The organism is Methylibium sp. T29-B, assembly GCF_000576225.1.
In the GTDB taxonomy this organism is placed as follows: domain Bacteria; phylum Pseudomonadota; class Gammaproteobacteria; order Burkholderiales; family Burkholderiaceae_C; genus Methylibium; species Methylibium petroleiphilum.
In genome coordinates, this window is sequence record NZ_AZSN01000107.1 from 1 (window position 1) to 13,408 (window position 13,408).

The following is a 13,408-nucleotide window of genomic DNA, read 5'->3' on the forward strand; positions in this document are numbered from 1 at the left end:
CCCGACTGGCGGACCGCGCAGGCGTTGGCGACGCATCCGCGCATCGCCCAGCGCGCGCGCGGGGCGGGCTTCGGCCGGGTGATCGAGGCGCCGCCCACGCTCGAGGCGGTGGTCGCCGCGATCGGCGTGTCACGGTCCGATGGAGAGCGGCCGATAGAATCGTCAGCACCGTGAGCGAGTCCCCAGAGCCCCCTGTCGCGCCGCCCGCGCCTCTTCCCCCGCACCCCGTGCCGGTCGTCGTCCAGCCAGCGACCCGTTCGACGCGGTCGCGGCGCTTGCAGTTGGGGCTGATGCTGCTGCTGTTGCTGGTCAGCGTGACCGCACTGTCGATGGCCTGGTACGGCCAGCGCCGGGTGCGCACGCTGGAGCAGGAGCTGGTTCGGCGCCAGCAGGACAGCGCCGGTCAGGCCACCGAGGCCCAGCTGCTGGCCAAGCAGGCCCAGGAGCTGTCGCGTGACGCGGTGGCCAAGGTCACGCTGACGGAGAGCCGGCTGGCCGAGATCACCGCGCAGCGCGGCCAGCTCGAAGAACTGATCCAGTCGCTGTCGCGTGCACGGGACGAGAACCTGGTGGTCGACATCGATGCCGGCATCCGCGTCGCGCTGCAGCAGACCGCCATCACCGGCAGCGCCGCGCCGCTGGTGGCGGCGCTGAAGGCGGCCGACGAGCGCCTCGCGCGCGTCAGCCAGCCGCGGCTCGAACCGGTGCGACGCGCGATCGCGCGCGACCTCGATCGCGTCAAGGCCGTGAGCGTGGCCGACATCGCCTCGCTGGCGATCAAGCTCGACGAGGCCGCGCGGCTGGTCGACGAGGCGCCGCTGCAGGTGCTCGATCCGCAGCGCCTGGCCGAAGCGAAGGCGCCGCGTGCGGTCGCGCGCGTTGCCCCTCGCCGGCCAGTGCCGCAGCGTCGGCGGCTCCGGTCGGCGGCCTGCGCGCGGACTGGGCGACTGGTGGCAGGGCCTGTGGGCGGAGACGCGCACCTGCTGCGCGTGACGCGCATCGACCAGCCGCAGGCCATGCTGCTGGCGCCCGAGCAGGGATTCTTCCTGCGCGAGAACCTCAAGCTCCGGTTGCTCAACGCGCGGCTGGCATTGATGAGTCGCCAGTTCGACACGGCGCAGTCCGATCTGCAGGCTGCGGTCGCGGCCGTCGACAACTACTTCGACCGCGGCGCGCGCAAGACGCAGTTGCTGACCGAACTGCTGCGCAGCGTGGTGCCGCAGGCGCGCCAGGCCGGCGTGCCGCGCCCGGACGACACGCTGGCGGCGCTGACGACCGCGGCGGCGGGCCGCTGAGGCGCCGGCTCCGATGCGCAACGTGATCTGGTTGCTGTTGCTGGCCATCGTGGCCGTGGTGGCGGCCAGCCTGCTCGGCAGCAACGACAACCTCGTCACGCTGTACTGGGCGCCGTGGCGCGTCGACCTGTCGTTCAACCTCTTCATGGTGATCCTGGTCGGCCTCTGCCTGGTGCTGAACGCGCTGATCCAGGCGGTCGGGCTGCTGATCGGGCTGCCGCGGCGGGCGCGCGAATGGCGCGTGTCGCGTCGCGACCGCATTGCCCAGGGCGCGCTGCGCGAGGCGCTGTCGCAGTATTTCGGCGGCCGCTACGGGCGCGCCCACAAGGCCGCGCAGCGGGCGGTGGCGATCCAGGCCGACACACCCGAACTGCGCCAGGATGCCGAATTCACGGTCCTGGGGCACTTGCTTGCTGCCGGCAGCCTGCACCGCCTTCAGGACCGTACCCGTCGCGACGAGCAACTCGCGCAGGCGCTCGACCTGGCCCGCCGCAACACCGCTGCGCGTCCGGCGGAAGAGGGGGCCCGGCTGCTGGCCGCCGAGTGGGCGCTCGACGACCGCGATGCCGCCCGCACACTGGAACTGCTGTCGCAGCTGCCGCCCGGTGTGTCGCGGCGGACTCAGGCGCTGCGCCTGAAATTGAAGGCGGCGCGCCTGGCGCAGGAGCCGCTGGAGGCCCTGAAGACGGCGCGCCTGCTCGCCAAGCATCAAGGCTTCTCGCCGGCTGCTGCGCAGGGTTGATGCGCACGCTGGCCATCGAGGCCCTGGATACCGCGCGTGACACCGAGCAGACCCAACGGGTCTGGCGCGAGTTCGACCCGGCCGACCGGCGCGATGTGGTGGTGGCCGCCCATGGAGCGCGTCAACTGGTCGCGCTGGGAGCGACCGAAGATGCACGGACCTGGCTGCGCCCCTTCTGGGACCGCGTGGCGACCTTGCCGCGCGAGGAACGCGACACGCTGGCCTTCGCGCTGGCCGACGCCGTCGACGGCATCGGTCCCGAATGGCTGCCGCGCCTGGAGGCTGCGCTCCAGTCCTGTCCGGGCGAGGGCGCGCTGGCCTACGGTGTGGGTCGCGCGATGATGGCGCGCCAGCTCTGGGGCAAGGCCCGAGCCCTGCTGGAACAGGCGGCGCGTGACGAGGCGCTGACGCCGACGGTGCGCCGCGAAGCCTGGCTGCACCTGGCGGCGATGGCCGAGCAGGATCGGGACGAAGAGCGCGCGGCGCAATGCTTCCGCGCCGCGGCAGCCCTGGGTTGAGACGCGAAAACGCTTCGTGCTAAACTGCAGGGCTTGATGCGGCTGTAGCTCAGCTGGATAGAGTACTTGGCTACGAACCAAGGGGTCGTGGGTTCGATTCCTGCCAGCCGCACCAAAATGTCGTTATGGATCAATGGGTTAGCTTCACGAGAGCTAGCCCATTTTTCTTTTCTGCGTGACTAGTTGCGTGACTTTCATCCGTTCACCACGCGCAGGATCGTCGTCCTGTCCCTCGTCTCGCTGACCTTGTTCGCCACCTCGATCAATCTCTCGACGGTCGACGTTGCGTAGTGCTGGGCCATACCCGCTACGGCATGTCCAAGCAGCAGCGCTCGGTCTTCCTCCGGCACACCCGCATCTCTCAAGCGCTGGGCGAATGTGTGCCTGAAGTCGTGCACCCGCACCTGGGGTAGCCCAGCCTCCGTGCGGGCCGTCTGGAACGCGGTGTTGTTGATCGTCCCGACCCGCCGGTACTTCATGGCTGGTTCGATGTCGAGGTTCTTCACCCGCTCCCTGCGGTACACGAAGACGAACTCCTTGTGCTTGCCTCGCTGTCCTGATCGTCTCGGCCAACGTCGGGTGCATCCTGCACCTGCAGTCCGGGACGGCCGTGCCGGTGCAGCATTGGGTGGAGGTGGTGGATCAGGCCCTCGCCTGAGTCGTCACGTTCTTCCTGCGCATGCGGTAGACCACCTGCGTCCGCGCCATGCCGATCAGCCGGGCCGCGGCGGCCATGTTGCCGTTGCAACGTTGGACCGCCTCTTCCACGAGCTGGGTCTCCAGCTCTTCGAGCCAGGTGTCGGACGCCTGAGGGCTCCGCACCGCGCTGCGCAGGCGGAGCACCCGGTCGAGCAGCGTCTCGTCGCCCGAGGGCTCCGGATGCGGCGCGGAGGGCGTCGGCCCCTCGGTGTCGGCCAGCCGGCCCTGATCACCGACGGCGAAGGTCGACTTCGCGTTGAACAGCTCGTCGCGGAACAGGTGCACGGTATCGATCTGCGGCTCGTCGCTGGCGGCGATCACGGCCCGCTCGATCATGTTCTGCAGTTCGCGCACGTTGCCGGGGAAGGTGTAGGTCAGCATCGCGCGCATCGCGCGCTGCGTGAAGCCGTGGATCTGCCGGCCGTAGCGGGCACCGTAGAGCTTGAGGAAGTGCGTCATCAGCAGCGGCACGTCCTCGCTGCGGGCCCGCAGCGGCGGCAGGTGGATCGGGTAGACGTTGAGCCGGAAGAACAGGTCTTCGCGGAAGCGCCCCTGCCGGACTTCCTCGCGCAGGTCGACGTTGCACGCTGCCACCACGCGCAGGTCGAGCCGGATCGGGCGGGTGCCACCGACCCGTTCGACCTCGCTCTCCTGCAGCGCGCGCAGCAGCTTGCTCTGCGCGACCAGGCTCAGCGACGAGATCTCGTCGAGGAACAGCGTGCCCCGGTGCGAGCGCTCGAAGCGGCCCGGCCGTGACGCGTGGGCGCCGGTGTAGGCGCCGCGCTCGACGCCGAACAGCTCGGCCTCGACCAGGTTCTCCGGGATCGCCGCGCAGTTGACCGACACGAACGGCCCGTCGCGTCGCTCGCTGATCTCGTGCAGCATCTTGGCGAACAGCTCCTTGCCGACCCCGGACTCGCCGAAGAACAGGACCGTCGCGGTGGTGGTGGCCACCTTGCGCAGCGAATGGCAGGCGGCATTGAAGCTCGACGAGACGCCCACCATGCGCGGCGCCGCATCCGCCGCGGCGTCGTGCACGCCGAGGCGCGGGCCGTCGCGCGGTGTCGGTTCCGGCCCCGGTCGCTCGCCGACGAAGCCCTCGGCCTGCATGTAGCGCAGGTCTTCCTCCACGTTGTCCCAGTCGCGGGCGGCCTTGCCGATCACGCGGCAGACCGAGGCACCGGTCGAGCGGCACTCGAGCTCGCGGAAGATGATCGACGTGCCGAGCAGCGTGGAGACGTAGCCGTTGGCGTAGCCGATCGGCAGCCAGCAGCCCGCGTCGGTGCCGACGCCGAAGGCGTTGATGTGTTCGTCGTCCTCCAGCGAGTGATGCCAGAAGAACTCGCCGCTGAAGGCGATGCGCTCGGGGTCGTAGTCGAAGTGCACCGCCTCGACACGGGCGAGGCCCTGCAGGCCGAACAGGCGCGTGCCGGCCAGCAGCTTGCCGACCGGGTCTTCCTTGGGCCAGTGCGAGGCCACGAAGCGCGCGTCGCGCATGCCGGCGATGTAGCCGCTGCGGGTGAGGATGCCGCGCGCACGCTCCACACCGACGCCCTGGATCAGTTCGCTGCGCAGCGAGCCGAGCGTCTGGTGGTTCAGCATCACCATGCGCTCGTCGTCGAGCCAGATGCGCCCGGTGTCCGGGTCGAAGGTCAGCCACTCCGCCAACTCGCGGTGCGTGGGCCGGAGCTCCGTGGCCGACGGGTCGCTGCGACTGGCCAGGTAATGCGCGTGGAGAAAGTCGGCGGCGTTCGGTGCAGGTGAAGCGTTCATCGGCGTGATCCCGTGCGCATGCGAATGGAGAGGATTGCTCATCGAGTCCTCGGTGAGTGAGGAATTTTGTTCGCTCGCGACGCGGGGCCGGGCAGCGCTTTCCACTATGGAGCAGCTGTTGCGATGCAGCAGCCATCGCCCCGACCGAGCCCTTTCGCAGCCACCTCTCTCCCATGGAGGTGGGCACCGCCGTCGGTGACGCTGCAGTGCAGCAGTCGACGCCTTGCACGACGCACGGCGTCCGATGGCCTGTGGCTTGCGGTGTGCCGCCGCGGAGGCCAGCGGGCCGCCGATCACCAGCCAACGAGGAGATGCGATGTTTGTGAAGAACGCGTGGTACTGCGCGGGGTGGGACAAGGACCTGAGCCTGGGCCGTGACGGCCTGCTGGCGCGGCGCATCGCCGGCGAGTCGCTGGTGCTCTACCGTCGACCCGATGCCGCGGTGGTGGCGATGGAGGACCGCTGCTGCCACCGGCACGCACCGCTGTCGCTGGGGCGCAAGGAGGGCGACTCGATCCGCTGCATGTACCACGGCATGAAGTTCGGGCCCGACGGCCGCTGCACCGAGATCCCGGGCATGAGCCGGATCCCCGAGAAGGCCTGCGTGCGCACCTACCCGGTCGTCGAGCGCGACAACTGGATCTGGGTCTGGATGGGCGAGCCCGCGAAGGCCGACCCGGCGTTGATCTGCGAGGCCATCGGTCCTGGCGACCCGGCCTGGAACCTGCGGCTCGGCTATGTGCGCGTCGACACCAACTACCGGCAGGAGATCGCGAACCTGGCCGACCTGAGCCACGTGGCCTGGGTGCACAGCCAGACGCTGGGCGGATCGGATGCCTGGTCGAACATCAAGCCGCGCCATGAGCTGACCGAGCGCGGCATCGACACCCGCTACTGCGTGCGCCGCACGCCGCCCCCCAGTTTCGCCAGGCACCTGTTCCCGGAGGGCGCGCTGTTCGACATCCAGGTCCATGTGCGCATGAGCGTGCCATGCAACTTCATCCTGCATTTCTCGGTGCACGAGGTGGGCAGCGCGACCGAGGGGCCGACCAACGGACGCCTCGTGCTCGACACCTTCTCCAGCCAGGCCGTGACGCCGCGCGACGCGCACTCCTGCGACTACTACTACTCCTGGGGCTGCAGCCGCGCCACCGACATGCCGGGCCTCACCGACCTGATGCACGAGGCCAACAACGACGCCTTCCTCGAGGACAAGGCGATGCTCGAAGGGCAGTACCAGCGCATGCGCGAGCGCCCGGACGCGCCGAGCGTGGACATCGTCCACGACGCCGGACCCGGCAAGTTGCTGTGGGTGCTGGACCGCCTGCTCAAGGCGGAGGCGCAGGCGATCGAGATCGTGCCGGCGTGACGGGACACGGCGATGCGCGGCTTCGGTAAATGCGGAGATCGGCCCCGCGGCGTTTCGACAAATGGCGAAGCGGGCGGGGTCCGAAGAGGGTGCGGGTTTTCACTGAAACGCGGCAGAAGTTCTTTGAAATCAAGCGCTTGCGATCGCCCTGCGGCATGGCATCGCGTTTGCAATCCCGGCCTCCACGCACCGGTCGAAGTGCGGCGGTGATGCGTCAGTCAACAACACCCATCGACAACGGAGACAAGATGAGAAAGAAATCGACATCGGCCTTTGGGCGGTCGTGTGCGGCGTCTCGTGCGCTGGGCACGCGCTGCGTGGCGGCGGCGGCGCTCGCCCTGCCGTTCGGCCTGACCGGCGGCGCGGCACACGCCTTCGAGATCCGGACCGACAACCCGGACCTCAAGCTCCGCTGGGATAACACCTTCAAGTACAGCAATGCGTTTCGCGTCAAGAGCCAGTCCGAGCGGCTGCTCCAGGACGTCAACCTCGACGACGGCGACCGCAACTTCGACAAGGGGCTGATCTCGAACCGTCTCGACCTGCTGTCGGAGGTCGATGTCGGCTGGAAGAGCCTGGGCTTCCGCGCCAGCGGGGCCGCCTGGTACGACAGCGTCTACAACCGCCGCAACGACCACGACTCGCCGGCCTCGGCCAACTCCACCAGCGTCGGCTACAACCGCTTCACCGATGCCACGCGCGAGCTGCACGGGCGCAAGGCCGAGGTGCTCGACTTCTTCGCCTTCGGCAAGACCGACCTCGGCTCGATGCCGTTGACGGTGCGCCTCGGACGCCACACGCTGATCTACGGCGAGAGTCTGTTCTTCGGTTCGAACGGCATCGCGGCTGCGCAAGGCCCGGTCGACCTGGTCAAGTTGCTGACTGTGCCGAGCTCGCAGTTCAAGGAGATCCTGCGGCCGGTGGAGCAGGTCTCGGGCGTGCTGCAGATCAATTCGCAGATGACGCTGGGCGCCTACTACCAGTTCAAGTTCCGCGAGAGCATCATCCCGGCCGCCGGCAGCTACCTCAGCGCCTTCGACTTCGTCGGCGACGGCTCCGAGCGCTTCATCGTCGGCGCGCCGATCACGCCCGGCGGTGGCGCGGCGGCGTTCTGGCGCGGCCCCGATGTCGAGGCCAGCAATTCGGGGCAGGGCGGCCTGCAGTTCCGCTGGGCCCCGGCGGGCAGCGAATGGGAGTTCGGCGTCTACGCCGCGCGCTACCACGACAAGGGGGCGGCGCTGTACCTCACGCCGTCTTCCGCGCCCGATGTGGTGAGCGGCCGGGTCGGCGCGATCCAGCAGGTCTACCACGAAGGCATCAAGACCTACGGGGCCAGCGCGACGACCTCGATCGGGCAACTCAACCTGGCCTTCGAGGGCTCGATCCGCCGCAACGCCGCGCTGGTGAGCGACCCGCAGGTGGTGCTGCCGGGGGTGCTGGCTGACAACGACGCCCATCCGCTCTATGCCGTCGGCAACACGGCGCATGCGCAGATGTCCGGCATCTACGTGCTGTCGGAGACGCGGCTGTGGGATGCCGGCGCCTTCCTCGGCGAGGTCGCGTGGAACCGCCGGCTCAGCATCGACAAGAACCCGGGGGCGCTCGACCCCAACACCACGCGCGACGCCGCGGCGCTGCGCTTCATCTTCGAGCCCTCGTACTTCCAGGTGGTCGACGGCGTCGACCTCTCGCTGCCGATCGGCGTGGGCTACAACTTCTACGGACGCTCGTCGGCGATCTTCAACTTCAACGGCGGCAGCTCCAAGGGCGGGGACTTCTCGATCGGCGTGAAGGCGACCTACCGCACCGTCTGGCAGGCCGGCCTCACCTACACCGGCTATTACGGCGGCGAGGACGGCTTCCTCACGCCGGCCAACTCGCCCACGCCGGTGCTGTCCTACAAGCAGTTCTACAAGGACCGCAACTTCATTTCCTTCTCGCTGCAGCGTGCCCTTTGATGGAGACCGGCATGAACAAGACCCCCTCGATTTCGTATGCCGTCGCGCTCGCGCTGGTGGCCTTCGCCGCACAGCCGGCCTTCGCCGCGGTGAGCGCCGAAGAAGCCGCCAAGCTCAAGACCACGCTCACGCCGCTGGGCGCCGAGAAGGCCGGCAACGCCGACGGCTCGATCCCGGCCTGGGACGGCGGCTACACCAAGGTCGCGCCGGGCTGGAAGAACGGCCAGCCCAGGCCCGACCCGTTCGCAGCGGAGAAGCCGGTGGCGTCGATCTCGGCGAAGAACGCCGCACAGTACGACGCCAGGCTGAGCGACGGTGTCAAGACGCTGATGAAGAAGTATCCCGACTTTCGCATCGACGTCTACCCGACGCACCGCACGGCGGCCGCGCCGGCCTGGGTCTACGAGAACACGTTCAAGAACGCGACCTCCGCGAAGCTGGCCGACAACGGCTATGGCGTCGTCGATGCCTACGGCGGCATTCCGTTCCCCATCCCCAAGACCGGCATCGAGGTGATGCTCAACGCGCGGCTGGCGTGGGAGGGCGTGGCGCAGAAGTACCCGCTCAACACCTGGGTGGTCACCGGCGACGGACACCGCACGCTGTCGTCCGCCGGGCAGATGTCGTGGCTGTGGCCGTACTACTACAAGGATGCGCGCGACACCTACCTCGCCAAGCCGGCCCATTACAAGATTGGGTCCTTCGTCAAGTCGGATCCGTCGGCGGTGGCCGGTGAAGTGATCCTGCTGCACGAGACCGTGAACGAAGAGAAGGTGCCGCGCGGCGTGTGGCAGTACCTGGTGGGCCAGCGCCGCGTGCGCAAGGCGCCCTCGATCGCCTACGACACGCCGGACACCGTGACCTCGGGCACCGGGCTGTTCGACGAGTCCTTCGGCACCATGGGCCCGATCGATCGCCACGAATACAAGATCGTCGGCAAGCAGGAGATGTACATCCCGTACAACTCCAACAAGACGGCACTGGCCAAGGTCGACGAGCTGGTGACGCCGAAGTTCCTGAACCCCGACCACGTGCGCTGGGAGCTGCATCGCGTGTGGGTCGTCGAGGCGACGCTGCTGCCGGGCAAGCGCCACGTGATGACCAAGCGCCGCTACTACATCGACGAGGACGGCTGGAAGCTGGTGATGGCCGACCACTGGGACGCGCAGGGCCAGCTCTACCACCTGCAGTACACGCTGCCCTACCTGGCGCCGGACATTCCCGCCGTCGTCAGCACGGTGCAGTGGGGAATCATCAACCTGCTGACCGGCCAGTACTACTACAACTGCAATTTCAACGGCCTGCCGCAGCACTTCCCCGTTCCGGACGTGCCGAAGCAGCTCAATGAAGCCATGTTGAGCCCCGAAGCCATCGCGACCGGGGCACGTTGAGGACTCCTCGCTTCGGCCCGGCAGCAACGGGAACCCACGAGGTCCGGCCGGGCCGCTTTTTCTTCTGCTTCTCTCGAGGTCCAGGAGTCTGTCGATGTCTTCATCGCGCTCGCTGATCGCGCTCGCCTGCATGCTGTGCCTGGCGGTCGCCGCCATTCCGGGCAGCGCAGCAACCGCCGGGGCGCAGCGCTTCGGTGTGCTGCAGCAAGCCGCGCTCCAGTCGCCGAAGGCGCTGTCTTCCACGATGCTGGCGGTGGCCGCCGCCGGGAAGCGGCTGGTCGCCGTCGGAGAGCGCGGCATCGTGCTGCTCTCCGACGACAGCGGCGCCAGCTGGCGCCAGGCGGCCACGCCCGTGCAGGCCAGCCTGACGGCAGTGCAGTTCGTCGATGAGCGCCAGGGCTGGGCCGTGGGGCACCTCGGTGTGGTGCTGCATTCCGGAGATGGCGGCGAAACCTGGACCAAGCAACTCGACGGGCTGCAACTGCCGGCGCTGTTCGACCAGGCAGCCCGTGCCGACGCAGCTGCCGCGCCGGCCTACCGCGACTACGTCCAGCTGCTTGCCGACGACGGCCCCGACAAGCCGCTGCTCGCGCTGCACTTCCAGGACGCGAAGCGCGGCATCGTGGTCGGCGCCTACAACCTCGCGCTCAGCACCGAGGACGGTGGCGCCACCTGGACGCCGCTCAGCGCTCGGCTCCCCAATCCGCGCTCGCTGCACCTCTACGGCGTCGCGGTCAGCGGCGCCTCGATCGTGCTGGCCGGCGAGCAGGGGCTGCTGCTGCGCTCCGACAACGGCGGCCGCGACTTCGCCGTGCTGGAGTCGCCCTACCGGGGCAGCTGGTTCGGCCTGCTGGCCACCCGCGGCGACCGCCTGCTGGTCTACGGCCTGCGCGGCGCGGCCTACGTGTCGGCCGACCGCGGCTCGACCTGGAGCCGGGCGAGCACCGAGCTGCCCGTCTCGATCAGCGGCGCGGCCGAACTGGCCGATGGCACGCTGGTGCTCGCCAGCTCGGCCGGCGACCTGCTGGTCAGCCGCGACCAGGGCCGCAGCTTCCAGCGCCGCGACGGACCGCCCCAGCCGCCGATCGCGGGCCTGGTGCCCACGCAGGACGGCGCCCTCGCACTGGCCGGGCTGCGGGGTCCGCAGCGCGTGGACCTGGCTGCCCGCCCGCCGCCCGCTGACGCCGCAGCGCCGTTCCTTCATCGACGACATCCATGCACGCAGACTCCAGCCTCGACCCGCATCCCGTGATCGCGCGCGTCGAAGACTTCGATCGCCGCTCGGGCAACTTGCTCGAACGCGCCTTCTTCAACTTCCGCCCGCTCGTCCTCATCGCCTGCCTGCTGGTCACGCTGCTGCTCGGCTGGCAGGCCGGCAAGCTGCAGCTCAATGCCAGCTTCGAGAAGATGATCCCGACCACGCACCCGTACGTGATCAACTTCCTCGAGTACCGCGGCAAGCTCAGCGGCCTGGGCAACTCGGTGCGCATCGCGGTCGAGACGACCTCGGGCGACATCTACGACAAGACCTACCTCGAGACCCTGGCGCGCATCAACGACGAGGTGTTCCTGCTGCCCGGTGTGGATCGCGCTACATGAAGTCGCTGTGGACGCCGGCGGTGCGCTGGACGGCGGTGACCGAGGAGGGCCTGGAAGGCGGCACGGTGATCTCCGAGGACTACGACGGATCGCCGCAGGCGCTGCAGAAGGTGCGCTCCAACATCGAGCGCTCGGGGCAGATCGGGCAGCTCGTCGCGAACGACTTCAAGTCCAGCATCATCTACGTGCCGCTGCTCAGCCGCATCGAGGCCACCGGCCAGGCGCTCGACTACGCCGAGTTCGCGCGCCAGGTGGAGGCGCTGCGCGCGAAGCACGAGTCGGCCACGATCCGCATCCACATCACCGGCTTCGCAAGATCATCGGCGACCTGATCGACGGGCTGGCGGAGGTGCTGAAGTACTTCGCGGTGGCGATCGTGATCGCTGCGGCCATGGTCTACGCGTACAGCCGCGACCTGCGCAGCACGCTGCTGGTGGTGTCGGTCTCGCTGGTGGCGGTGGTGTGGCAACTCGGGCTGCTGCCCACGCTGGGCTTCCGGCTCGACCCGTTCTCGATGCTGGTGCCGTTCCTGGTGTTCGCGATCGGCATGAGCCATGGCGCGCAGAAGATGAACGGCATCATGCAGGACATCGGCCGCGGCACGCACAAGCTGGTGGCGGCCCGCTACACCTTCCGCCGCCTCTTCCTCGCCGGGCTGACCGCGTTGCTGGCCGATGCGGTGGGCTTCGCGGTGCTGCTGGTGATCGACATCCCGGTGATCAAGGAGCTCGCGCTCGCGGCGAGCCTGGGCGTGGGCGTGCTGATCTTCACCAACCTGATCCTGCTGCCGGTGCTGCTGTCCTACACCGGCGTGAGCCGCCGGGCGGCCGAGCGCAGCCTGCGCACCGAGCTGGCCGACAGCGCCGGCGGCGAGCGGCACCGCGTCTGGCACACGCTGGTGCGCTTCACGGAGCGCAAGTGGGCGCTGGGCGCGATCGCGGTGTCGGCCGGTCTGGCGGCGCTCGGCTTCGCGGCCAGCCTGCACCTGCAGATCGGCGACCTGGACCCCGGCGCGCCGGAGCTGCGCCCCGAGTCGCGCTACAACCGCGACAGCGCCTTCATGGTCGCCAACTACGCCGCCAGCGCCGACATCCTGGTGGTGATGGTCAAGACCGCCGACAAGGGCTGCGTGAGCTACCCGGTGGTGTCGCGCATCGACGAGCTGGCCTGGGCCCTGGAGCAGCTGCCCGGCGTCGACTCCACCAGCTCGGCCCCCGCGCTCGCCAAGCTGTCCTCGGTGGGCTACAACGAGGGCAACCTCAAGTGGTACGAGCTGGTGCCGAACGAAGCCGCGCTCGGCACCCTGCTCACCTACGCGCCGCGCGAGCTGTTGCCGGCGAGCTGCGACCTGCTGCCGCTCTACGTCTACCTGAAGGACCACAAGGCGGCCACGCTCAGCCGCGTGGTCGAGACCGTGGAGGCCTTCAAGGCTCAGCACGACTCCGACGAGGCGCGCTTCCTGCTGGCCGCCGGCAGCGCCGGCATCGAGGCGGCGACCAACATCGTCGTGCAGCGCGCCTGGTACGAGATGCTGGCGCTGGTCTACGGTGCCGTGGTGGTGCTGTGCTTCGTGACCTTCCGATCCTGGCGGGCCGTGGTGGTGGCGGTGCTGCCGCTGATGCTGACCTCGCTGCTGGCCGAGGCGCTGATGGTCATGCTGGGCATCGGCGTCAAGGTCGCGACGCTGCCGGTCATCGCGCTCGGCGTGGGCATCGGCGTGGACTACGCGCTGTACATCCTGTCGGTGATGCTGGCCCGGCTGCGTGCGGGCCACACGCTGGCCCAGGCCTATTACGGGGCACTGCTGTTCACCGGCAAGGTGGTGATGCTGACCGGCCTGACGCTGGCCCTGGGCGTGGCGACCTGGGCGTTCTCGGACATCAAGTTCCAGGCCGACATGGGCATCCTGCTGGCCTTCATGTTCCTCTGGAACATGCTGGGCGCGCTGATCCTGCTGCCGGCGCTGGCCTGCTTCATGTTGAAGCCCACGGTGGCGCGCAGCGACCGGGCCGCCGGCCCGGCGGTGCCGGCGGAGCCGCACAAGCTGGCGGCCTGAGGCGCGGG

Annotated in this window: 9 protein-coding genes, 1 tRNA gene and 2 pseudogenes; 10 read left to right on the forward strand and 2 right to left on the reverse strand. The window is 69.1% G+C overall.

The genetic code is table 11. The annotated features are described in order from the left end of the window. From Y694_RS15300 to Y694_RS15315, 5 genes and pseudogenes are all read left to right on the forward strand, one after another. A pseudogene (locus Y694_RS15300) lies at window positions 1-174 on the forward strand (uroporphyrinogen-III synthase); the annotation flags it as partial. A 53-nt stretch (window positions 175-227) separates the two neighbouring features. Then, on the forward strand, window positions 228-1,295 hold the full coding sequence (locus Y694_RS15305) for a uroporphyrinogen-III C-methyltransferase (protein WP_231497712.1): 1,068 nt from the start codon (window positions 228-230) through the stop codon (window positions 1,293-1,295). A 13-nt stretch (window positions 1,296-1,308) separates the two neighbouring features. After that, complete coding sequence (locus Y694_RS26035) at window positions 1,309-2,037, forward strand: heme biosynthesis HemY N-terminal domain-containing protein (protein WP_231497713.1); 729 nt, start codon at window positions 1,309-1,311, stop codon at window positions 2,035-2,037. After that, a complete protein-coding gene (locus Y694_RS26040) occupies window positions 2,037-2,555 on the forward strand; it encodes a heme biosynthesis protein HemY (protein ID WP_231497714.1) in 519 nt (172 codons plus the stop codon). The genes Y694_RS26035 and Y694_RS26040 overlap by 1 nt, the downstream gene beginning before the upstream one ends. 38 nt (window positions 2,556-2,593) lie before the next feature. Continuing rightward, window positions 2,594-2,670: transfer RNA gene (locus Y694_RS15315), tRNA-Arg, on the forward strand. Window positions 2,671-2,749: 79 nt separating this feature from the next. Here Y694_RS15315 and Y694_RS15320 read toward each other — a convergent pair. After that, window positions 2,750-3,079, reverse strand: a complete 330-nt coding sequence (locus tag Y694_RS15320; protein ID WP_051495815.1) for a tyrosine-type recombinase/integrase — start codon at window positions 3,077-3,079, stop codon at window positions 2,750-2,752. Window positions 3,080-3,197: 118 nt separating this feature from the next. Continuing rightward, window positions 3,198-5,069 carry a sigma-54-dependent Fis family transcriptional regulator gene (locus tag Y694_RS15325; protein WP_036234014.1) on the reverse strand — a complete coding sequence of 624 codons (1,872 nt, stop codon included), beginning with the start codon at window positions 5,067-5,069 and terminating at the stop codon, window positions 3,198-3,200. Window positions 5,070-5,343: 274 nt separating this feature from the next. On the opposite strand from Y694_RS15325, the gene Y694_RS15330 reads away from it, so the two are divergent. The 5 genes and pseudogenes from Y694_RS15330 (at window position 5,344) to Y694_RS15350 (ending at window position 13,400) form a co-directional block, all read left to right on the forward strand. Continuing rightward, window positions 5,344-6,396 (forward strand): aromatic ring-hydroxylating dioxygenase subunit alpha, encoded by a 1,053-nt coding sequence (locus Y694_RS15330; RefSeq protein WP_036234017.1) that lies wholly within the window; start codon window positions 5,344-5,346, stop codon window positions 6,394-6,396. Between the two features lie 248 nt (window positions 6,397-6,644). Further along, window positions 6,645-8,354 (forward strand): DUF1302 domain-containing protein, encoded by a 1,710-nt coding sequence (locus tag Y694_RS15335; protein WP_036234019.1) that lies wholly within the window; start codon window positions 6,645-6,647, stop codon window positions 8,352-8,354. 11 nt (window positions 8,355-8,365) lie between these two features. Then, on the forward strand, window positions 8,366-9,745 hold the full coding sequence (locus Y694_RS15340) for a DUF1329 domain-containing protein (protein WP_036234021.1): 1,380 nt from the start codon (window positions 8,366-8,368) through the stop codon (window positions 9,743-9,745). 94 nt (window positions 9,746-9,839) lie between these two features. Continuing rightward, a complete protein-coding gene (locus Y694_RS15345; RefSeq protein WP_231497715.1) occupies window positions 9,840-10,997 on the forward strand; it encodes a YCF48-related protein in 1,158 nt (385 codons plus the stop codon). Beyond that, window positions 10,961-13,400, forward strand: a pseudogene (locus tag Y694_RS15350) (efflux RND transporter permease subunit). Before Y694_RS15345 ends, Y694_RS15350 begins: the two are co-directional and overlap by 37 nt. Window positions 13,401-13,408: the final 8 nt, after the last annotated feature.

Bases quoted from the DNA above. Each gene is read 5' to 3' on its own strand.
- Y694_RS26035 (WP_231497713.1), top strand. From the start codon at position 1,309: ATGCGCAACGTGATCTGGTTGCTGTTGCTGGCCATCGTGGCCGTGGTG.
- Y694_RS26040 (WP_231497714.1), top strand. From the start codon at position 2,037: ATGCGCACGCTGGCCATCGAGGCCCTGGATACCGCGCGTGACACCGAG.
- Y694_RS15325 (WP_036234014.1), bottom strand. From the start codon at position 5,069: ATGAGCAATCCTCTCCATTCGCATGCGCACGGGATCACGCCGATGAAC.
- Y694_RS15330 (WP_036234017.1), top strand. From the start codon at position 5,344: ATGTTTGTGAAGAACGCGTGGTACTGCGCGGGGTGGGACAAGGACCTG.
- Y694_RS15335 (WP_036234019.1), top strand. From the start codon at position 6,645: ATGAGAAAGAAATCGACATCGGCCTTTGGGCGGTCGTGTGCGGCGTCT.
- Y694_RS15340 (WP_036234021.1), top strand. From the start codon at position 8,366: ATGAACAAGACCCCCTCGATTTCGTATGCCGTCGCGCTCGCGCTGGTG.
- Y694_RS15345 (WP_231497715.1), top strand. From the start codon at position 9,840: ATGTCTTCATCGCGCTCGCTGATCGCGCTCGCCTGCATGCTGTGCCTG.